16 protein-coding genes are annotated in these 21988 nt (G+C 67.9%); 11 read left to right on the forward strand and 5 right to left on the reverse strand.

Annotation, left to right across the window (positions count from 1 at the left end):
- The first annotated feature begins 62 nt into the window (after positions 1–62).
- The 6 genes from FHS79_RS09295 to FHS79_RS09320 are packed head-to-tail and all read left to right on the forward strand — an operon-like array spanning position 63 to position 7255.
- Positions 63–689: a Rossmann-fold NAD(P)-binding domain-containing protein gene (locus FHS79_RS09295; RefSeq protein WP_184198757.1), complete on the forward strand. Its 627-nt coding sequence runs from the start codon at positions 63–65 to the stop codon at positions 687–689.
- A 31-nt stretch (positions 690–720) separates the two neighbouring features.
- Positions 721–1167, forward strand: coding sequence for a MerR family transcriptional regulator (locus tag FHS79_RS09300; protein WP_184198760.1), 447 nt, complete (start codon positions 721–723; stop codon positions 1165–1167).
- A gap of 9 nt (positions 1168–1176) precedes the next feature.
- Positions 1177–2967, forward strand: coding sequence for an acyl-CoA dehydrogenase C-terminal domain-containing protein (locus tag FHS79_RS09305; protein WP_184198763.1), 1791 nt, complete (start codon positions 1177–1179; stop codon positions 2965–2967).
- Positions 2968–2991: 24 nt separating this feature from the next.
- Positions 2992–4203 carry an acetyl-CoA C-acetyltransferase gene (locus FHS79_RS09310; protein ID WP_184198766.1) on the forward strand — a complete coding sequence of 404 codons (1212 nt, stop codon included), beginning with the start codon at positions 2992–2994 and terminating at the stop codon, positions 4201–4203.
- Between the two features lie 12 nt (positions 4204–4215).
- A complete protein-coding gene (locus tag FHS79_RS09315) occupies positions 4216–6411 on the forward strand; it encodes a 3-hydroxyacyl-CoA dehydrogenase NAD-binding domain-containing protein (RefSeq protein ID WP_184198769.1) in 2196 nt (731 codons plus the stop codon).
- A gap of 1 nt (position 6412) precedes the next feature.
- Entirely contained in the window at positions 6413–7255 is an 843-nt protein-coding gene (locus tag FHS79_RS09320) for a metallophosphoesterase (protein WP_184198771.1), read from the forward strand.
- Here FHS79_RS09320 and cysK read toward each other — a convergent pair.
- From cysK to FHS79_RS09335, 3 genes are all read right to left on the reverse strand, one after another.
- Positions 7219–8139: a cysteine synthase A gene (cysK, locus tag FHS79_RS09325; protein WP_184198775.1), complete on the reverse strand. Its 921-nt coding sequence runs from the start codon at positions 8137–8139 to the stop codon at positions 7219–7221. The genes FHS79_RS09320 and cysK overlap by 37 nt on opposite strands.
- Before the next feature lie 34 nt (positions 8140–8173).
- Entirely contained in the window at positions 8174–9418 is a 1245-nt protein-coding gene (locus FHS79_RS09330; RefSeq protein ID WP_184198778.1) for an MFS transporter, read from the reverse strand.
- A gap of 244 nt (positions 9419–9662) precedes the next feature.
- Positions 9663–11975, reverse strand: a complete 2313-nt coding sequence (locus FHS79_RS09335; protein ID WP_184198781.1) for an ATP-dependent helicase — start codon at positions 11973–11975, stop codon at positions 9663–9665.
- Positions 11976–12069: 94 nt separating this feature from the next.
- Here FHS79_RS09335 and FHS79_RS09340 point away from each other — a divergent pair, with 94 nt between their 5' ends.
- Complete coding sequence (locus tag FHS79_RS09340) at positions 12070–14424, forward strand: putative bifunctional diguanylate cyclase/phosphodiesterase (protein ID WP_184198784.1); 2355 nt, start codon at positions 12070–12072, stop codon at positions 14422–14424.
- 1 nt (position 14425) lies between these two features.
- Here FHS79_RS09340 and nudC read toward each other — a convergent pair whose 3' ends face one another.
- Positions 14426–15325: an NAD(+) diphosphatase gene (gene nudC, locus FHS79_RS09345; protein ID WP_184198787.1), complete on the reverse strand. Its 900-nt coding sequence runs from the start codon at positions 15323–15325 to the stop codon at positions 14426–14428.
- The gene (locus FHS79_RS09350; protein ID WP_184198790.1) at positions 15322–16386 is read right to left on the reverse strand and encodes an A/G-specific adenine glycosylase; all 1065 of its coding nucleotides are present in this window, start codon (positions 16384–16386) and stop codon (positions 15322–15324) included. The genes nudC and FHS79_RS09350 overlap by 4 nt, the downstream gene beginning before the upstream one ends.
- Before the next feature lie 77 nt (positions 16387–16463).
- Between FHS79_RS09350 and FHS79_RS09355 the strand changes: the two genes are divergently transcribed.
- The 4 genes from FHS79_RS09355 (at position 16464) to FHS79_RS09370 (ending at position 21969) form a co-directional block, all read left to right on the forward strand.
- A complete protein-coding gene (locus FHS79_RS09355) occupies positions 16464–16925 on the forward strand; it encodes a DUF721 domain-containing protein (RefSeq protein WP_341534433.1) in 462 nt (153 codons plus the stop codon).
- Positions 16926–16984: 59 nt separating this feature from the next.
- Entirely contained in the window at positions 16985–17656 is a 672-nt protein-coding gene (locus tag FHS79_RS09360; RefSeq protein ID WP_184198796.1) for a DsbA family protein, read from the forward strand.
- A 78-nt stretch (positions 17657–17734) separates the two neighbouring features.
- Positions 17735–18493, forward strand: a complete 759-nt coding sequence (locus tag FHS79_RS09365) for a thioredoxin domain-containing protein (RefSeq protein WP_184198799.1) — start codon at positions 17735–17737, stop codon at positions 18491–18493.
- Between the two features lie 44 nt (positions 18494–18537).
- Positions 18538–21969: a chromosome segregation SMC family protein gene (locus FHS79_RS09370; RefSeq protein WP_184198802.1), complete on the forward strand. Its 3432-nt coding sequence runs from the start codon at positions 18538–18540 to the stop codon at positions 21967–21969.
- Positions 21970–21988 lie beyond the last annotated feature (19 nt).

The following is a 21988-nucleotide window of genomic DNA, read 5'->3' on the forward strand; positions in this document are numbered from 1 at the left end:
ACGGCCGGCAGTGAAACGCTGGTCATGGCCCTTGCCGATGATGCGCTGAAAGGATTGGGGCGATGAGCGTTTTGCTCGCAGGGGCCACCGGGCTGGTCGGCTCGCGTGTGCTGGCGTTGCTGCCCGATGCCATTGCGGTCGTGCGGCGACCAACCGGCAGGGTGGGGGAGCTTGTCGTGGACTTTGCCGCGCTGCCCCCGCTGCCGGATGCCGATGTGGCGATCTGTGCGCTGGGGACGACCATCCGCGCCGCCGGCAGCCAGGCGGCGTTTCGGGCGGTGGATCATGATGCCGTGCTGGCCTTTGCGCGGGCGGCGCAGGCGGCGGGCGTGAAGCGCTTCATCGTGGTGACGGCGGTGGGTGCCGATGCCGGGTCGAGCGTGTTCTATTCGCGGGTGAAAGGCGAAGTCGAGACAGCGCTGACGGCGATGGGCTTTGCGCGGCTCGATCTTGTCCAGCCCGGCCTGATCATCGGCCCGCGTGCCGAGAGGCGGCCGGTCGAGGCCTTTCTGCAGGCGGTGACACCGCTGCTGGGTCCACTGCTGGGCGGCGGGCTGTCCCGATACGGATCGGTGCCGGCCGAGGTGATTGCGGCTGCGATTGCGGTGCTTTCCAACCGTGTGGTGACGGGACGGTATGTCCACCAGAACCGGGCCATCCGCGCGCTGGCGGCCAGCGCCGGCCATTGACCCTTACGTTAACGTCAACTAGGTAAACTCCATGTCAGATCCCGCCCATGTCTTCTCGATCGTGCCGGCACTTGCGCACCATGAGGGGGCGGAGAGCTTCACCATCACCGAACTGGCGCTGGGGTTTAACGTCACCCCGCGCGCAATCCGGCTTTACGAAGACCAGGGGCTGATCTCGCCCGAGCGCATCGGCCAGAACCGGGTGTATTCGCGGCGGGACCGGGCGCGGCTGGCGTGGATCCTGCGGGCGAAGAATGTGGGTTTTTCGCTCGCGGAAATCCGCGAGATGATCGACCTTTACGATCTGGGAGACGGCCGGGCGAAGCAGCGGCAGGTGACGCTCGACAAGTGCCGGGCGCGCATCGCGGCACTCGAGGAGCAGCGTGCCGATATCGACGCGACGATCGAGGAACTGCAAAGTTTCTGTGCTGTGGTGGAGTCGATGATCGCCGTTCCACCGACCGCAGCGAAGCAATAGGAGCAAGCCATGCCAGCGTATCGCGCCCCGGTGAAGGATACCGCCTTCGTCCTGCAATCGGTGGTGGGGCTGGAGCGCTATGCCAATCTGCCGGGCTTTGCCGAGGCGACACCCGATGTGGTGGCGGCGATTCTGGAGGCTGGCGGCAAGTTCTGCGAGGATGTGCTGTTTCCGCTCAACCTGTCGGGCGATATCGAGGGCTGTACCCGCCACGCCGATGGCTCGGTGACGACGCCGGCGGGGATGAAATCGGCTTATGACCAGTTTTGCGAGGGCGGCTGGGGCACGCTGATGGCCGATACCGCCTGGGGCGGGCAGGGGCTGCCCTATGTGGTGGGCACGGCGTTTCAGGAATATCTGCAGAGCGCCAACATGGCCTTTGCCATGTATCCGGGGCTTTCCGAAGGCGCGCAGGCGGCGATCGAGGTTGTCGGCTCCGAGGAGCAGAAGGCCAAGTGGCTGCCGCCGATGGTGGCGGGGCGCTGGACAGGGACGATGAACCTGACCGAGCCGCATTGCGGAACCGATCTGGGGCTTATTCGTACCCGGGCTGCGAAGAACGCCGATGGTTCCTATGCGATCACGGGGACGAAGATCTTCATTTCGGCGGGCGAGCATGATCTCGCCGACAATATCGTCCATCTGGTGCTCGCCAAGACCGAAGGCGCGCCCGATACGGTGAAGGGGATCAGCCTGTTCATCGTGCCCAAGCTGATGGTCGATGATGAGGGCCGCTTCGGCGCTCGCAATGCGGTGTCGTGCGGATCGATCGAGCACAAGATGGGAATCCACGCCAACGCCACCTGCGTGATGAACTACGATGGTGCCACCGGCTATATGCTCGGCGAAGAGTTCAAGGGCCTGAAAGCCATGTTCATCATGATGAACGCTGCCCGGCTCGGGGTGGGGCTGCAGGGGCTGGCGCAGGGCGAAATCGCGTATCAGAACGCCGTGGCCTATGCGAAGGACCGGCGGCAGGGCCGCTCGCTGACAGGCGTGAAGGACGCGGAGGCCAAGGCGGACACAATCCTTGTTCACCCCGATGTGCGGCGGATGCTGCTCGATGGCCGGGCGTTCAACGAAGGGGCGCGGGCGCTCATCCTGTGGGGGGCGCTGCAGGTCGATCTGGCGAAGAAGGCGGCGACTGCCGAAGAGCGCGAGCTGGCGGATGATCTGATTTCGCTGCTCACCCCGGTGATCAAGGGCTATTGCACCGACAAGGGGCTGGAGGTGGCGGTGACCAGCCAGCAAGTGTTCGGCGGCCATGGCTATGTGCGCGAATGGGGCATGGAGCAGTTTGTGCGCGATGCGCGGATTGCGCAGATTTACGAGGGCACCAACGGCATCCAGGCGCTCGACCTGGTCGGTCGCAAGCTGGCGATGAACGGCGGCCGCGGCTTGCGGGCGTGGCTGGCGATGGTGCGCGAGGCGCTGGCGGGTTCGGACGATGCAGCACTCGGGTTCCTGAAGGCGCCGCTTGAAAAGGCGCTCGGGGACCTTGAAGCCTCGACGATGTGGCTGATGTCCAACGGCATGGGCAACCCCGACAATGCGGCTGCGGGGGCGACTGCCTATATGCACATGATGGGCATCGTGGCGTTGGGGCATATGTGGCTGGTGATGGCCAAGGCGTCGCGCGAGGCGCTCGATGCCGGGGCTTCCGACGCCGGGTTTTATGAGGCGAAGCTGATCACCGCGCGCTATTATGCCGAACGGTTCTTGCCCGATACGGCCTCGCTGCGCGCGCGGCTGGAGGCCGGAAGTGCCACGATGATGGCGATGCCGGCGGATGCATTCTGAACGATATTCCTTGGGAGACTGACCATGGCTGACGCTTATATCTACGACACGGTGCGCACTCCGCGCGGCAAGGGCAAGAAGGACGGCAAGCTCCACGAGATCACGCCGATCCAGCTGGCGACACAGGTGCTCGAGGCGATCCGGGATCGCAATGGCATCGATACGGCAGATGTGGATGATGTGATCCTCGGCTGCGTGGCGCCGGTGGGTGAGCAGGGCAGCGACATTGCGCGGGTGGCGGTGCTCAACGCCGATTATGCGGAATCGACCGCCGGGGTGCAGATCAACCGCTTCTGTGCCTCGGGGCTGGAAGCGACCAACATGGCGGTGGCCAAGGTGATGGCCGGCGAGGCGATGTTCGCGATCGGCGGCGGTGTGGAGAGCATGAGCCGCGTGCCGATGGGCTCGGACGGCGGGGCCTGGGCGATGGACCCGGCGGTGGCGTTCAAGACCTATTTCGCGCCGCAAGGCATTGGCGCCGATCTGATCGCGACGAAATATGGCTTCAGCCGCAATGATGTCGATGCCTATGCGATGGAGAGCCAGAAGCGCGCGGCACAGGCATGGAAGGAGGGGCGCTTTGCCCGTTCGATCATGCCGGTGCGCGATGTGATCGGCGAAGTGGTGCTCGACCATGACGAGCATATGCGCCCCGGCACCGACATGCAGTCGCTGGGGTCGCTGAGCCCGGCGTTTTCGGCGATGGGCGAGCAGATGCCCGGCTTCGATGCGATTGCGCTGATGCGCTATCCGGAAGTCGAGAAGATCGACCATGTCCATCATGGCGGCAATTCGTCGGGCATCGTCGATGGGGCGGCAGGCGTGCTGGTCGGCAGCAAGGAGATGGGCGAGAAATACGGCCTGAAGCCGCGGGCGCGCATCCGGGCCATGGGTTCGGTGGGCTCCGAGCCGATGATCATGCTGACCGGTCCGGAATTCGTGGCGAACAAGATCTTGAAGCGTGCCGGGATGACCGCCGACGATATCGACCTGTTCGAGCTGAACGAGGCCTTTGCCAGCGTGGTGCTGCGCTACATGCAGGCGCTGAAGATCGATCATTCGAAGATCAACGTGAACGGCGGCGCCATCGCCATGGGGCATCCGCTGGGGGCCACCGGAGCGATGATCCTCGGCACCGTGCTCGATGAGCTTGAGCGGACCGGCAAGGGCACGGCGCTGGTGAATTTGTGCGTGGGTGCCGGCATGGGCACCGGCACGATCATCGAACGCTTGTAAGGGGTTTTGACCATGACTGATGTTGCAATCCGCTCCGAACTCGACGCCGATGGCATTCTGCTGCTGACGATCGACGTCCCCGGTCTGGGCATGAACGTGATCACCCCCGAAGTGACGCGCGATCTGGCCGCCGCAATCGAGCGGCTGCGGACCGATCCGGACGTGAAGGGCGCTGTCCTCACGTCGGGCAAGAAGAGCGGCTTCATGGCCGGCGCTGACTTGAAGGGCATGGGCGCGCTGTTCGGCGGCGCTGCTCCGGCTGCCGACGATGGCAAGTCCAAGCTGGCGAAGCTGTTCGACGCGGTGTTCGGGCTGAACAAGCTGCTGCGCGATCTTGAAACCTGCGGCAAGCCGGTCGCGGCGGCGGTGAATGGCCTGGCGCTCGGCGGCGGGCTCGAGTTCATCCTCGCCTGCCATTACCGGGTGATTGCCGACAATCCGAAGATCACGCTCGGCTTGCCCGAAGTGATGGTCGGGCTGTTCCCGGGGGCCGGCGGCACGCAGCGGTTGCCGCGGCTGATGGGGGTGCAACCTGCGCTCATGTATCTGCTGCAGGGCAAGAACATGAGCCCCGCGGAAGCCAAAGGCTTTGGCGTGGTGCAGGAAATCGCTCCGGCAGACGAGGTGGTGGACCGTGCCAAGGCATGGGTGAAGGCCAACCCGGCCGGCGGCGTGCAGCCCTGGGACCAGAAGGGCTTCAAATTCCCGGGTGGTGTCGGTGGCTTCAACCCGGCGTTTGCGCAGACCTTCGTTGCCGGCACGGCGATGACGGCGAAGAGCACGAGCAACAACATGAACGCCCCCAAGGCGATCCTGTCGGCGGTGTATGAGGGCGCGCAGCTGCCGATGGACACGGCGATCCGGGTGGAATCGAAGTATTTCGCGAAGGTGGTTGCCGATCCGCAGGCGGGCAACATGATCCGCTCGCTGTTCGTGTCGAAGCAGGCGGCCGAAAAGGGTGCGCGGCGGCCGAAGGATGTGGCCCCGATGCCGACAAAGAAGATCGCAATGCTGGGTGCCGGGCTGATGGGGGCCGGCGTGGCGATGGTGACGGCACAGGCCGGGATCGATGTCGTGCTGCTCGACCGGGACCTGGCGGCTGCAGAGAAGGGCAAGCAGTACACCGCCGACCGGCTGGCCAAGAAGCGCATGGACCCGGCGAAGGCGCAGGCGATCCTCGACCGGATTCACCCGACGAGCGACTATGCCGATCTGGCGGGCTGCGACCTCATCATCGAAGCGGTGTTCGAAAGCCGCGAGATCAAGGCCGATGTGACCAAGGCGACCGAGGCCGTGGTTGGGGCGGACACGTTCTTCGGCTCCAACACCTCGACGCTGCCGATCACCGGCCTCGCCAAGGCGTGGTCGAAGCCCGAGAACTTCATCGGCATCCACTTCTTCTCGCCAGTCGAGAAGATGCCGCTCGTGGAGATCATCGTCGGCAAGGAGACGGGGCCAGCGGCAATCGCCAAGGCGCTCGACTATGTTGCCGCCATCCGCAAGACACCGATCGTGGTCAACGACAGCCGCGGGTTCTACACCTCGCGCTGCTTTGGCACCTATGTGCAGGAAGGGCTGGCGCTGCTCGGCGAAGGCACCAACCCGGCGCTCATCGAGAACATCGGCAAGCAGATGGGCATGCCGGTGGGGCCGCTCGCAGTGAATGACGAAGTGGGGCTCGATCTCAGCTACAAGGTCGGCCAGCAGACCAGGGCCGATCTGGGTGATGCCTACAAGCCCGGCCCCGCCGACGGTGTCATCACCAAGATGCACGAGCTTGGCCGCCAGGGGCGCAAGAACGCCAAGGGCTTTTATGTCTATCCCGATGATGGCGGGAAGAAATACCTCTGGCCCGATCTGGTGGCGACCGTTGCCGGCGGGCTGGCCGAGGAGCAGCCTTCGGCCGATGCGGTGAAGGAGCGGCTGCTCTATCGCCAGCTCGTCGAATGCGCGCGCTGCTTCGGCGAAGGCGTGCTGGAGACGCCCGAGGACGGTGACCTTGGAGCCATTTTCGGCTGGGGCTTCCTGCCCTTCTCGGGTGGTCCGTTCAGCCATATGGACACGGTGGGCATCGCCAATGTCGTGGCGATCCTCGAGCGGCTGGCCGAGACGCATGGCGAGCGCTTCACTCCGCCGCAGCTGCTGCTCGAGATGGCTGCTGCGGGCGAGACCTTTTATGGCCGGGCACGGATGAAGGCCGCCGCCTGAGATGAGTTTGCGACGGCTGGCGGGGCTGGCCGTCGCACTTGTGCTGGGCCTGGGCTTTTATGCCATGGCCGAAGCGGTGCAGGACCCGGTGGTGGTGCGCTACCGGGTGCCGATTGTCGGGCTGGCGGCGCCGGTGCGGGTTGTGCAGTTGAGCGATATCCATGCCGGCTGGCTCGACATGCCGCCAAGCCGCATTGCGCGCATTGCCGCACAGGCCAATGCGCTCAAGCCCGATCTGGTGGTGCTGACCGGCGATTATGTCGGGGGCAAGGTGTACGACTGGCCGCGGCTCTTCCATCGCCCGGTGTTGCGGGCGCTGTCGGTTCTGGAGGCGCCGCTCGGTGTGCTGGCGGTGCCGGGCAACCATGACAGCCCCAGATGGACGTCATGGGTGTTTGCGGAGACACCGATCAGGCTGCTGGTCGGCAGCTTCATCGATGTGGGGCCGCTGGTGGTGGTGGGGGGCGATTCGATCGGCAATCCGGTGCCACCGGTTCCGGGACTTCGCCATGCGATGGATTCGGCCCCGCAGGACAAGCCGATGATCACGCTGAGCCATGAGCCGGACACGTTCGAGTATTTGGACCGGCGGAGCCAGCTGCATCTCTCGGGCCATAGCCATGGCCGGCAGATCCTGATCCCCGGCCTCGACCCGACACACAGCAATCCGTTCGTCAGCGCACATCGGCGCGGCCTGTTTCGCGAGAATGGGCGTTGGCTGCTGGTGTCTTCAGGCGTCGGGACGACGTTCGTGCCGCTGCGCTTCCGGGTGCCGCCCGAGATCGTGGTGATCGAGCTGGTGCCCGCTCATTCGGTGGGCAGGAACTCCGGCACCGAAAGATAGCGTTCGCCGGTATCGTAGTTGAAGCCGAGCACGCGGCTGCCGGCGGGCAGCTCGGGCAGCTTCTGCGCGATGGCGGCAAGCGTGGCGCCCGAGGAGATGCCGACAAGCATCCCTTCCTGGGTGGCCGAGCGCAGTGCCATCGCCTTGGCGGCCCCTGCTTCGACCTGGATGACGCCATCGATGACGCCGACATCGAGATTGGCCGGAATGAAGCCGGCGCCGATGCCCTGGATTGGGTGCGGCGAGGGCGCGCCGCCCGAGATGACCGGGGAGGCGCTGGGCTCGACGGCGAAGACCTTGAGCTGCGGCCAATGCGGTTTGAGAAAGCGGGCGATGCCGGTGATATGGCCGCCGGTGCCCACCCCGGTGATGATCGCATCGATTGGCGTGTCCTTGAAGTCGGCGAGGATTTCGGGGCCGGTGGTGCGCAGATGCACTTCGATGTTGGCCGGGTTCTCGAACTGCTGGGCCATCCAGGCGCCCGGCGTTTCCGCCACGATCTCGGCGGCGCGGGCGATGGCGCCCTTCATGCCCTTCTCGCGCGGGGTCAGATCGAAGCTGGCACCATAGGCGAGCATCAGCCGGCGTCGTTCGATCGACATCGACTCGGGCATGACGAGGATGAGCTTGTAGCCCTTGACCGCGGCTGCCATGGCGAGGCCGATGCCGGTGTTGCCCGAGGTGGGCTCGACGATGATGCCGCCGGGCTTGAGGCTGCCATCGGCTTCGGCGGCCTCGATCATGGCGAGGCCGATCCTGTCCTTGATCGAGCCACCGGGGTTGGCGCGCTCGGACTTGATCCAGACTTCGGCATCCGGGAACAGCCGGGCCACGCGGATGTGCGGGGTGTGACCGATGGTGGCGAGGATGTTTTCGGCTTTCATGGGCAGGGTCTCCGTTTCATCCGCTTATAGCAGGTCAGGGCCGGCTGTCAGGAGGATCGAACCGATCGGCGAGCCGCAGCTCGGGGAAGCGCCAGGCCCAGAGGAAGGTGATGACGATGGCGCCGACCCCGCCGATCACCACCGCCTCCACCGGACCGAACCAGGCGGCGGTGATACCGCTCTCGAATTCGCCGAGTTCGTTGGAGGCCGAGATGAACAGCCCCGACACCGAGGAGACGCGGCCGCGCATCTCGTCGGGCGTGTGGAGCTGGATGAGCGAGGAGCGGACATAGACCGAGATCATGTCCGCTGCCCCCAGCACGGTGAGCGCTGCGAGCGAAAGCGGCATCGAGCGGCTGGTGCCGAAGACGATGGTGGCGATGCCGAACAGGGCGACACAGACGAACATGATGGGCCCGACGTTGCGCGAGAGCGGCCGGAAGGCGAGGGAGAGCGCGGTGATGGCGGCTCCCAGGGCCGGTGCTGCACGCAGCGGCCCCAGCCCCTCGACGCCGACATGCAGGACATCGCGCGCGTAGAGCGGCAGCATGGCTGTGGCGCCGCCGAGCAGCACGGCGAAAAGATCGAGGCTGATGGCGCCGAGCACGATCCGGTTGTGGCGGACATAGCCCAGCCCCTGCATCAGGCTGCGCCAGGGCGACATGGTGGAGGGCGCCGGGCGCGGCACCGGGCGGATGGCGAAGAGGGCGGTGAGCGAGGCGGCGAACATCACCGCCGCCGTGCCATAGGCCGTGGTGGCGCTGACTGCATAGAGATAGGCGCCGAGCGGCGGGCCGAGGACGGCGCCGGTCTGCCAGGCGATGCTGCCCAGCGCGATGGCGGTGGGCAGCTGCGCGCGCGGCACGAGGTTGGGGGCGAGGGCAGAGAGTGACGGCCCGGCCAGCGCACGGCCGACGCCGAGGATGGCAGCGACGATGAAAAGGGCCGGAATGGTGATCGAGTCGGTCGCGGCGAGGCCGGCGAGGGTGGCGGCGCACAGCAGCTCCAGCGCGACCGCGGCGCGGGCAATGTATCGACGATCAACCCGGTCGGCGATCACGCCGACGAGCAGGCTGAGAAACAGAAGTGGAATGAACTGCACGAGCCCGATGAAGCCGAGCAGCAGGGCGGCTTCGCGAAGCGGCATGGTTTGCCGTGCAATGTCGTAGACCTGCCAGCCGATGACGATGACCATCATCATGCCGGCGATCGTCGAGAACAGCCGCGCCGCCCAATAGGCGCGGTAGCTCGGAATGAGGAATGGGAGCGGGACGTTCACGGCCTGCTCTTAGGGACAGGGCAGGGCGGCTGCAATGCGCCGTTGAGCCCTTGGGATTGCCGCGCTGACGACGTTCATCCTTGCCGGAGGGAGATGAAATTGAACGAGGGAGATGCAGAGTATAGGCATCCGGCCATAATTGCAGAGGCGACGGATGATTCTGGCGCGTGAACTGCTTGGGCTGGCCCTGGAATCGATCCATGTGGCCTGTGGCTGATGATCGAGCAGTGCCGCTGGTCCTGAGCTATTCGCGCTCGGTATCGACGACTTCGACGAAGCTGGCGACGACGCGGCGGGTGCCGGCGGCGGCGAACTCGATCTCGAGCTTGTCGTCCTCGACCGAAATCACGGTGCCGCCCCCGAACTTCTGATGATGAACGCGCGCGCCTGGCCTGATGTCTATTTTCGGGCGCAACGATGGCCCTGGAAGGGCTCGAGCCTGGATGACCGGCCCGCCGCGCGATGCAGGTGCAGTGGCCGCGCGGGTCCAGCCGGGGCCGCGACCGGTGCTGCGGCCGGTGGCGAGCGCATCGCCGAAGGGATCGTGCGCGCCGAGCGCAGCGCGCCACAGGCTGGCGCCGCCCGCCATGGTGTTGGTGGCCTCGACGTTGGCGTCGGGCAGCTCGTCGATGAAGCGGGAGGGGATGGAGGCGGTCCATTGCCCATAGACCTGGCGGTTGGCAGCGTGGAAGATGGTGGCGGTGCGGCGCGCGCGAGTGATGCCGACATAGGCGAGGCGGCGTTCCTCCTCGAGGGCCGCGGTGCCGCCTTCGTCGAGGGCCCGGCTGCTGGGGAACAGCCCCTCCTCCCAGCCGGGGAGGAAGACATGGTCGAATTCGAGGCCCTTGGCGGCGTGGAGGGTCATGATCGTCAGCTTTTCGGCGGCGTCCGACGCGTCATTGTCCATGACGAGGCTGACATGCTCGAGGAAGGAGACGAGCGACGGGTAATCCGCCATCGCGCGGGTGAGCTCCTGCAGATTGTCGAGGCGGCCGGCGGCTTCGGGGGATTTGTCGGCCTGCAGCATTGCAACATAGCCCGATTCCTCCAGCACGATGCGCGCCAGCTCGGCGTGATCGGTGGTGGCGGCCTCGCTGCGCCAGCGGCTGAGGCTGGTGAGCAGGCTCTTGAGGCCGCGCCGCGCCTGCGGCGAAATCTCGTCGGTTTCAACAAGCTGGCGGGCGGCTTCTGGCAAGGGCCTGTCGAGCAGCCGCGCCATGTGGTGGAGGCTGGCCATCGCCTTGTCTCCAAGACCGCGGCGGGGGGTGTTGATGATCCGCTCGAAAGCCAGCGCGTCGTTGGGGGACGCGATGAGACGCAGGTAGGCGAGCGCGTCGCGAATTTCGGCGCGCTCGTAGAAGCGGAAGCCGCCGATGATCTTGTAGGGCAGGCCGATGGCGATGAAGCGCTCTTCGAGCACACGCGTCTGGTGCTGGGCACGCACCAGAACCGCCATGTCGTTGAGCGAGGCTCCCTCGCGCGCCAGCCGCTCGGCGCGGTCCCCCACTTGTCGGGCTTCCTCGGGGGCATCCCAGATGCCGATCACCTGCAGCGGCTCGCCCTCGCCCTGGTCGGTGCGCAGCGTCTTGCCGAGCCGGGTGCGATTATGGGCAATGAGGCCATTGGCGGCGGCGAGGATGTGGGATTGCGAGCGGTAATTCTGTTCGAGACGGATCAGGCGCGCGCCGGGGAAATCATGTTCGAAACGCAGGATGTTGGCGACTTCCGCACCCCGCCAGCTGTAGATCGACTGGTCGTCATCGCCCACGCAGGCGATGTTGTGGCGGGTGCCGGCGAGCGCCTTCAGCCAGAGATACTGGGCGACATTGGTATCCTGATACTCGTCGACGAGCAGATATTTGAAGCGCTTCTGATAGTCCGCCAGCACATCAGGATGCTGTTCGAAGATGGTGAGCATGTGAAGCAGCAGATCACCGAAATCGGCGGCGTTGAGGGCGCGCAGCCGCTCCTGGTAGCGGGCGTAAAGGGCGGTGCCCTTGCCATCGGCGAATTCGTGTGCGGCGGCGGGTTCGAGCTGGTCCGGCCGTAACCCGCGGTTTTTCCAGCGATCGATGACGCTGGCGAGTTGTTTGGCCGGCCAGCGCTTCTCCTCCAGCCCGGCTTCGATGATCACCTGCTTCATCAGCCGCTGCTGATCATCGGTATCGAGGATGGTGAAGCTGCTCTCCAGCCCCACCAGCCCGGCGTTGCGGCGGAGCATGCGGGCGGCGATGGCGTGGAAGGTGCCGAGGAAGGGCAGGCCCTCGCGCCCGCCGGGTTCGGCGGCGCCGAGCAAGCGCTCCATGCGCTCGCGCATCTCGCGCGCGGCCTTGTTGGTGAAGGTGACGGCAAGCACTTCGGATGGCCAGGCGCGGCGGGTGTGGAGGATCTGCGCCAGCCGGGCGGTGAGGGCGCGGGTCTTGCCGGTGCCGGCGCCGGCGAGGATGAGCACCGGGCCTTCGAGGTTGAGCACCGCCTCGCGCTGGGCGGGGTTGAGTCCTGACAGCCAGGGCGCTTCGGGCGACTGCGAATCGGGCCTGGGGAACACTTGGACCATGGCGAACGATTAGAGAACAAACGTGCCGCTGCCAAGGCCTGCGCTAAAAAGCCGGCATTTGTGGTCGTTTTCTCGACCGGGTGAGGAGACGCGGATGTCGATGATGTTCCGTCCACCGATCGCGACGATGGCGGCGATCGGGTGGAAGCAGGTTCTGGGGTTCGGGCACGGCGATGATCCGTTCTTTGCCCGCGTGCGTGCGGCGCAGCTGGCGGTGCTCAACCGCTATGTGCCGTTCAATGTCGGGCTGTTCATGGTCAATGCGGTGATGCTGGCGCATGCGCTGCGGAACCATCCGCGCGCCGGCTTTGTGGTCGGGTGGGTTACGGTGGTGGGAGCGCTTTCGGCGCTGTGGATCGCGCGCTTTCGCCGCAACGGGCCGGAGCTGGCAGTGGAAACAGTGACGCGGACGCAGTTCTGGATGATCACGATCGAGGTGCTGGCCTTCGGGCTGCTCTGGGCAGTGATGGAGCTGGTGATGATGCCCGAGGCCGACCAGGACGGGCAGACGCTGCTGCTGCTGCTGTCGCTTGCCGCCATGGGCGCCTGCGGCTTTGCCACCGCGATCATGCCGGTGTGCGGCTTGCTCACAACCTTCTGCGTCGGTGCTGCGATGCTGGTGGCACTGCCGGCGGGCTCGCCGTTGCACTCGCCGGCGGTGATCGCGGCGCTGGTGACCTATTGGTTGCTGATCGCGCGCGGAGTGATGGTGACGAGTTTTGCGCTGATGGGAAGGCTGCGCACGCAGGAGAGCCTCGCCGAGCAGAGCGAGGTGGTGCGGTTGCTGCTCAACGAGTTCGAATCGAATGGGTCGGACTGGCTGCTCGATGTCGATGCCGAGGGGATGCTGGTGCATGTTTCGCCAAGACTGGCGCAAGTGGCGTGCCGGCCGGCGGAGACGCTGATCGGCATGTCGTTCGTGCAGATGCTGGGCACCCCCATGGGGCAGCCGGGCACCGCGGCGCTGCGGGCGCTCGTCAATGTATTTCGCGCCGGCCAGGCGTTTCGCGATCTGGTGGTGCAGGCGCAGGTGGGCGGCGAGACGCGCTGGTGGGCGCTTTCGGGCACGCCCAAGCGGCGGGCCGATGGCAGCTTTGGCGGCTATCGCGGCGTGGGGCGCGACGTGACCGAGGTGCGCCGGGGGCAGGACCGGATCGCGCAGCTGGCGCGTTTCGATCCGCTGACCGGGCTCGCCAATCGCACGCTGTTTCGCGAGGCGTTGGAGGATGCGCTGGCGCGGGCGGGGCGCACGCGGCGCAGCTGCGCGCTGCTGTTCATCGATCTCGATCGCTTCAAGCCGGTGAATGACGCGCATGGCCATGCTGCCGGCGACCGGTTGCTCGGGCTGGCGGCGGAGCGGCTGCGTGTCGCGGTGGGTGGCGGCGCCACCATCGCGCGGCTGGGGGGCGACGAATTTGCCGTGGTGCTGCCCGGCACCACCGAACGCCGCGCCGAGGCTGTGGCGACCGCCGTCGTTGCTGCGATGGCCGAGCCCTTTGCGCTCGGCGAGCAGTGCCTGCAGATCGGCGCCAGTGTGGGCTGGGCGATGGGGCCGGGCGATGGCGCGAGTGCCGACCGGCTGCTGAAGAGCGCCGATCTCGCCCTATACGCAGTCAAGTCGGGCGGCCGCGGGGCGGCGTGCCGCTTCGAGCCCGCCATTCGCGCGCGTGCCGAGGAGCGGCGGACGTTGGAGACCGAGCTGGGCGGGGCGCTGGCGCGTGGCGAGCTGCGGCTGGCGTTCCAGCCGGTGGTCGATGCGCATGACGAGCAGATTGTCGGCTTCGAAGCGCTGCTGCGCTGGGGGCACCCCGAACTGGGCAATGTGACACCCGATCGCTTCATTCCGGTGGCGGAGGAGACCGGGCTGATCGTGCCGATCGGGCATTGGGTGATCGAGGAAGCCTGCCGCTGGGCGGCGCGCTGGCCGGCGAATGTGACCGTGGCGGTGAACCTGTCTCCGGCGCAGATCGACGATCCCAGGCTGGTCGCGGTGGTGGCAGAGGCGCTTGCAGCGAACGGCGTGGCGCCCGAGCGGCTGGAACTGGAGATCACCGAGCGGCTTTTCCTTGACGAGAAGCCGAGCACCACGGCGCGGTTGGCCGAGCTCGGCGCGCTGGGCGTGCGCTTTGCCCTCGATGACTTCGGCACTGGATATTCGGCGCTCGGCTATCTGCAGAAGGCGGCGTTCAGCCGGATCAAGATCGACCGCAGCTTCGTGTCGCGCGCCGGCCCGGGGTCGGATGCGAGCGCTATCATCGAGGCGATCGTGCGGATGGCGGGTTCGCTGCACATGACGACGACCGCGGAGGGCACCGAAACGCGCAGCGAATTCGAGACGTGCCGGGACCTGGGGTGCAGCCAGGTGCAGGGCTATCTGTTCGGCAAGCCGATGCCGCCCGAAGAGGCGACGGCGCTGGTGGTGCCCTCGCTGCGCGTCTTTGCGGAGTAGATCAGCTTTCCACCCAGGCCTTGAGCAGGGTGTGGGCGATCGCCATCGGCGGCGGCGCCAGCCAGTCTCCGCTGCCGTCGAGTGCAGCGCGGACATCGTCCTTCGTCACCCAGCGCGCCTCCTCCAGCTCGTCGAAATCCAGCGTGAGTTCCACCCCTTTGGCCTCGGCGAAGCAGGCAACCATCAACGAGGAGGGGAAGGGCCAGGGCTGGCTGGCGAGATAGCGAACGCGGCCGGTGAAGATCCCGGCCTCTTCGTGCAGCTCGCGCGCCACGGCTTCCTCGAGGTTTTCACCAGGCTCGACAAAGCCGGCAAGGGCGGAGAAGAAGCGCGGCGGAAAGCCCGGCTGGCGGCCGACCAGCGCATGGTCGCCGTGGACGGCGAGCATGATGACCACCGGATCGGTGCGCGGGAAATGTTCGGCGTGGCAGGCGGGGCAGGTGCGGGCGTAGCCGGCCTTGCTGACGCTGGTGGGGGCACCGCAGACGCTGCAATGGCCGTGGCGGGCGTGCCAGGCGAGCAGGCTGCGGGCATGGGCGAGGATGGCGGCGCGGCCATCGCCGAGCAGTTGCGCTGCGGCGCGCGCGTCCATCAGCTTGCCGCCGTTTTCGGCGATCAGCTCATGGGCAAGGGTGGCGGCGGCGAAGCGCGGGGCACCTTCGGGCGTGAGGCCGAGGAACACCGACAGCGCATCGTGGGGCAAATCCGAGCGATAGGCCCAGAACAGCTCGGACTCGGCAGTCATCAGCGGCTTCAGGTCATCGAGTACGAGCCAGCGCGCATCGGGCCGGCTGCGCAGTGCGATCATCTGCGCGGGATCGCGGCGAAGATGGTCGGCGCGGTCGAGCGGTGAGCCGGTGAGGCCGGTCGAGGGGGTTTCCGGTCCGGCGAAAAGGCTCATGCGGGCTCCGTAGTGTCGGGGGTGTTGGCGAGGACGCGGGTGACGGCCTTGGCGAAGGCTGTGGGCAGGCCGCTGGCGAGGCTGGCGCGGGGTCGCCATTCGCCCGCCCATTCACCTGCCACCTCCGGCCTTTCGGGCAGGAACAGCGCTGCCACGTCAAGCTGCAATTCGAAATGAGTGAAGCCATGAAAGACGCGGCCGAAGCTGCGCCAGTTGCCGCGGACGGGCGGGGTGGCTTCGACGGGGCTCTCCAGCCAGTCCGAGGACGGCAATGCCGCCATGCCGCCGAGAAGCCCGCTCGGCGGGCGGGTGATGGTGAGGACGTCCCCGGCAGCTTCGAGCCACCAGACAGTGCCGTGGCGGACGGGGCGGGCACGTTTGGCGGGCTTTACCGGCAGGGTTTCGGGGTCGGTGGCGCTGCATTCGGGGCGCAGTGGGCAGACGAGGCATTTGGGCGCGCGCGGAGTGCAGATGCTGCGCGCGAGGTCCATCAGGGCTTGCGCGAAATCGGCGGCCGCCAGGCCATCGGGGGTGAGCGTTTCCAGCGTGGCGGCAATCTCGAGCCGGGCGGCGGGCAATGGCGTGTGGATGTCGGCAAGGCGGGTGATGACGCGCTCGACATTGCCGTCGATGACGATGGCGCGCTGGCCGAAGGCGAAGGCGGCGATGGCGGCGGCGGAATAGGCGCCGATTCCCGGCAGCGTGCGCAGCGCAGCCTCGGTGGCAGGGAATTGCCCGCCATGGTCGGTGGCGACAGTGCGGGCGCAGGCGAGCAGGTTGCGCGCGCGGGCATAATATCCGAGCCCGGCCCAGGCGTGCATCACCTCGGCGTCTTCCGCGGCGGCGAGTGTGGCGACGCTCGGCCAGCGCTGCGTGAAGGCGGCGAAATAGGGACGAACGGCTTCCACGGTGGTCTGCTGGAGCATGATCTCGGAGAGCCAGACGCGGTAGGGCCAATCGGCATCGGTCGGCAGGGGTTCGCCGGGGGCGCGGCGCCATGGCAGCGCGCGGGCATGGCCGGCATACCAGTCGAGCAAGCGATGCGTCAGCGCCATGGGCATGGTGGCCCTGCTATGGCAGAACGCCGGCTATGGCCAGCGACTCGAAACCTGAAGAACCCGCGCATCGACAGCGCCGGGTGCGCAGCGTCGCCGATCTGGTGCCGGCGGTGGGCGGCACGGCGTTCAAGCGCTTCGGCTTTGCGCAAGGGGCATTGGTGGCGCGTTGGGCCGAGATCGTCGGCACTGCCTATGCCCGGCACTCGCGGCCCGAATCGCTGCGCTTTCCGATAGGCGAGAAGAGCGGCGGCACGCTGGAGATTGCCATCACCGGAGCGCTCGCGCCGATGCTGAAGCATGTCGCGCCGCAGCTGATCGAGCGCGTCAATCGCGTGCTCGGGCATGGTGCGGTGGCGAAGATCCGGCTCAAGCACGCCGATATCGATCCGCCGCCCGCCGCACCGCTGCCGGGGCCGCCGGTGCCGCTCTCGGCGGAGACACGCTCGACACTGCGCGAGATTGCCGATCCGCAGCTGCGCGCCACGCTGGAGGCGCTGGCGCAGGCGATGGCCGAAGGGCGCGGACCGCCGGTGATCAAGTGACCCCACTTTCTTGGGCGGCGGCTCTCTGTTAGCGTCCGGCCAAACGAGGAGTGGTATTGATGCGGATGTGGATGGTCGCTGCGGCGGCTTCGGTGGTGATGGCGCCCGCGGCAGCGCAGAATTGGGCTGAGACGGTGAGCGTGACGCCCAAGGGCGGCGTGCTGATCGGCAATCCGGCGGCCAAGGTGAAGCTGGTCGAATATGGATCGCTCAGTTGCGGCACCTGTGCGCAGTTCCACACCAATGGTTTGCCGCCGCTCAAGGCCAAATATCTGGCTGGGGGCAAGGTCTCCTATGAATTCCGCAGCTTCGTGCGCAACGGGCCTGACTATGCCGGCTCGTTGATCGCGGCGTGCCTGCCGGCAAAGCCGCAACTGGGGATGCTCGATGCGATGTTCGAGGGGCAGGGCGCGTGGCTGCAGCCCTATATGAAGGTGCAGCCCGCCGACATGCAGGGCGTGGCGGCGTTGCCGATGGCGCAGCAGTTCGTGCGGCTGGCGGAGCTTGGGGGGCTTTACGGCTTTGCTGCGACGCGCGGGCTGCCCGAGGCGCGTGCCAGGGCCTGCCTCGCCGATGCGGCGCTGATCGAGAAGGTGGCGGCGAACCGCAAGGAGGCGGTGGAGGTGCATGGGTTGACGGGAACGCCGACCTTTGTGCTCGATGGCAAGACGCTTGATGGGGTGCTCGACTGGAGTGCACTCGATCCGAAGCTGGCAGCGGCTGTGGGCTGATATATGGCGGCTGACTTGTGGGGGCGATGGACTTTGCCCTAGGCAATGACGCGGATGGTTTTGACGGGAAGGTTGTTCATGCGGATTTCGGCGTTTTCTGTTGCGGTGGTGGCGTTGGTGCTGGCCGGCTGTGGCGACGACAAGGCGGCAGCGCCGGGTGCTGCGGGCGATGCCACTGCCGGTGCGACATCCGGTGCGGCCGTGGTGCCACCGCCTGCCGGGAGCAACTGGACCGAGGTGACCGCCATGACGCCCGAAGGCGGGTTTCGCATGGGCAACCCCGATGCGAAGGTGAAGCTGGTCGAGTTTGCGTCGCTGACCTGCCCGCATTGCAAGGATTTTCATGAGGCAGCCTCGGAGACGATCAAGAACCGCTATGTAGCTAGCGGCGAGGTGAGCTACGAATTCCGCAACTTCGTGCTCAACGGGCCGGACTATGCGGCGAGCCTGCTGGCGCGCTGCCAGGGCCCGCAGGCGTTTTTCGGGCTGCTCGGGGCTTTCTTCAACGACCAGGCGAACTGGCTTGAGCCGTTCACCAAGCTGACGCCCGAGCAGCAGGCGGCATTGTCCGCGCTGCCGCAGGAGCAGCAGATGGCGGGGCTGGCGGCGGCTGGCGAGCTTGATGGCTATGTTCGGACGCGCGGCATTCCCAAGGCGAAGTTCGACCAGTGCCTTGCCGATGAGGCCGCGATCAAGACGCTCGCCGACCTGCGCACCCAGGCGACCGACAAGTACAAGCTCACGGGCACGCCGGGCTTCGTGATCAACGAGCAGACGCAGGAAGGCGTGTTCGACTGGAAAACGCTGGAGCCCAAATTGCAGGCGGCGCTGCAGTAGACGCTGAAGAACTCAGGATTCAGGACTCGGGGGAGGGGCACACATTGGAGTTCAGGCGGCTGCGGCTGGCGGGCTTCAAGTCCTTTGTCGAACCCGCCGAGTTGCGGATCGAGCCGGGGCTGACCGGCGTTGTCGGGCCCAATGGCTGCGGAAAATCCAACCTCCTCGAGGCGTTGCGCTGGGTGATGGGGGAGGCCAGCCCGAAGTCGATGCGCTCGGGCGGCATGGATGATGTGATATTTGCCGGCACCGGCAAGCGGCCGGCGCGGAGCTTTGCACAGGTGACGCTGGGGCTGGCTGGGGCGGCGGGCGAGGAGCTTGAGGTCGCGCGTCGGATCGATCGCGGGTCGGGCTCGGAGTATCGGCTCAATGGCCGCGAAACGCGGGCGCAGGATATTCGGCTGCTGTTTGCCGACAGTGCGACGGGGGCGCATTCGCCGGCGATCGTGGGGCAGGGGCGGATCAGCACGATCATCGCTGCCAAGCCGGTCGAGCGGCGCGCGTTGCTCGAGGAGGCGGCGGGGATTGCCGGCCTGCACGTGCGGCGCCGCGAGGCGGAGATAAGGCTGCGGGCGGCCGAGGCCAATCTGCTGCGGCTCGATGATGTGGTGAAGGCGCTCGAAAGCCAGATCGGCGCGTTGCGGCGGCAGGCGCGGGTGGCGGAGCGCTACCGGGCCTTGTCGGACCAGTTGAAGGGGGCGGAGGCGCGGCTGGTCTATGCACGCTGGCAGGCGGCGCGGGCGGCGGCGGAGGCGGCGCAGGCTGCTGTGCAAGCGGCCGATGCGGCGGCGGATGAACGGACCAGGGCAGCGGCGGTGCTGGCGGGGCAGGGGGCGGATGCGCAGGCGCTGTTGCCGGCTCTGCGCCAGGCCGAGGCCGATGCGGCGGCGGGCGTGCAGGCGCTGCGGCAGGCGCGGGCGCTGCTCGATGCCGAGGCGGCGACGGGGGCGGCGCGCATGCAGGCGCTCACCGGGCAGCTGGCGACGATTGCGCGCGATGCGGCGCGCGAAGCGGGGCTCGCCGATGATGCGGCAGCGGCGGAGGCACGGCTGGTGGGCGAGGCCGATGCGCTGGCTGCGGCCCGGGCCGCGGCGGATGCGGCGCTGCCGGCACTGCGGGAGGCTGCGGCGCGCGACAAGGCTGCTGCCGATGACGCGGAGATTGCGCTGACGGCGGCGCTCGATGCGCATGCAGCGGCGGCGGCGGAGGGCCGGGCGCTGGCCGAGGCGGCGCGTGCCGCTGCGGGGCGGGTGGCGCGGGTGGAGGCGGAAGTGCTTGAACTTGCAGCGCGCCGCAGCCGGCTGGCGCCGCTTCCCGACACATCCTTGCTGGCGGCGGCGGTGCAGGCAGCGGACGCTGCGGCCGAGGCGGCCGGAGGTGCACTTGCCGAGGCGGAAGCGGCACGGCCGGCGGCGGATGCGGCGCGCGAAGCGGCGGCCGAGGTGCTGGCGGCGACGCGGGGGGGGCTCGCGGGGCTGAAGGCCGAAGCCGAGGCGCTGGCGCGGCGGCTGGCGGCGGATGCGCCGAAGGGGCCCGGGAGCCATGGGCGCATTGCCGACCGCATCGAGACCGATGCAGGCCATGAGGCGGCACTGGCGGCAGCGCTGGGGGACGAACTCGACGCGGGACCGGCGGATTCGGGGGCGCCGCGGCGCTGGGCGGGGGCTTTTGGGGAGGGTGATCCACCGCTGCCGGTGGGCGTGAGGGCATTGGCGGCGCATGTGCGGGCACCCCCCGAGCTGACGCGGCGGCTGGCGCAAGTCGGCGTGGTCGAGGCTGAAGCGGCGGAAGTGCTGCTGGCCCAGTTGCGTCCGGGGCAGCGGCTGGTGAGCCTCGATGGCCGGATGTGGCGTTGGGACGGATTCCGCGAGGCAGGCGGCAAGGGTGAGGCGGCGGCAGCGCGGCTTCGCGCTCGGCGGCGCGCGGGCGAGGTGGCGGCCGAACTGGCCGAGGCAGAGGCCGAGATGGCGGCCGCCAATGCGGCGCTGGCGGTTGCCGTTGCGGCGGCGGGGGCGGCGCAGGCGGACGAGCGCGGTGCGCGGGCGGCGCGCGACGGGGCGGCGCGGGGGCTGGCCGAGGCGCGGGCGCGGCTGGCGGCGGCGGATACCGCGGCGAGTCGGCTGGCGGGCGAAATCGCCAGCCTGGCGAGTGCTGGCGAGCGGCTCGACGGCGAGCGGGCGCGGCTGGTGGCGGATGCCGAGGCTGCGGCAGCAGCGGTGCCCGATGCGGGCGCGCTGGCAGAGTTGTCCGAGGCACTGGCGCGGGCGCGGTCGGCGGCGGATGCGGCGCGGACGGTGCTTGCGGGGGCAGCGGCGGCGGTCGATGGGCGTGCGCGCGAATCGGCGGTAGCGAGCAGCCGGCTGGCCGCGATCGCTTCCGAACGCGAGCGCTGGCAGGTGCGGCTGGCGGCGAGCAGTGGCCAGGCCGAGGAGCTGGGCCGGCGCCGGCTGGCGGTGGAAGCGGAGAAGGCCGCACTGGCGGCGCGCGCTGCGGCGATCGGCGCCGGACTCGCCGGGCTGGCGACGCGCACAAGCGATGCGGAGGCGGGGCGTGCCCTGGCTGCCGACCGATTGGCGGGGGCGGAGGCCGACGCCAATCGGCTGGCGGCGGCGGCGCGGGCGGCGGACGAGGCTGTGGCGGCGGCGCGCGAGCGGCGGGCGACGGTGCGCGCCGAGGCCGACCATGCTGCTGCGGCGAAAACCGAAGTGGAGCGTCAATGCGGCGAGCGCTTCGGTTGCCCGCCGCCGCTGCTTGCGGGGCGGTTCGATTTCGACCCGCACGGGGTTGCCGGTGGGGACGCTGCTGCCCTGGCTGCGGCGCATGAGGCGTTGCTGGCCGAACGCGAGCGGCTGGGGCCGGTCAATCTGCGCGCGGATATCGAGCTGCAGGAGTTGAGCGCACAGGCGGAGACCAGCGTGGAGGAGAAGGCCGAACTGGAAACGGCCATCGCGCGGCTGCGCGGCTCGATCGGCAGCCTCAACCGCGAGGGGCGGGGCCGGCTGCTGGCGACCTTCGAGGCGGTGAACGGGCATTTCACGACGCTGTTCACCGATCTTTTCGGCGGCGGCGAGGCGCGGCTGGCGTTGATCGATGCCGAGGATCCGCTCGAGGCCGGGCTCGAGATCATGGCCCAGCCGCCTGGCAAGAAGCTGCAATCGCTGACCCTGCTTTCGGGCGGCGAGCAGGCGCTCACCGCCACTGCGCTGATCTTTGCGCTGTTTCTCGCCAATCCGGCGCCGATCTGCGTGCTCGACGAGGTGGATGCGCCGCTCGACGACGCCAATGTGGAACGCTTCTGCGATCTGCTCGACCGGATGGCCGCCGATACCGCCACGCGATTCCTGATCGTGACGCACAATGCCGTGACGATGAGCCGGATGCACCGCCTCTATGGCGTGACAATGGGCGAACCCGGGGTGTCCCAATTGGTGAGCGTCGACTTGCAGGCGGCCGAAAGGCTGCTTGCGGATTCCTGAAAGGGTTCACCCCTCATTC

The organism is Polymorphobacter multimanifer (genome assembly GCF_014205635.1).
GTDB classification, from domain to species: Bacteria; Pseudomonadota; Alphaproteobacteria; order Sphingomonadales; family Sphingomonadaceae; genus Sandarakinorhabdus; species Sandarakinorhabdus multimanifer.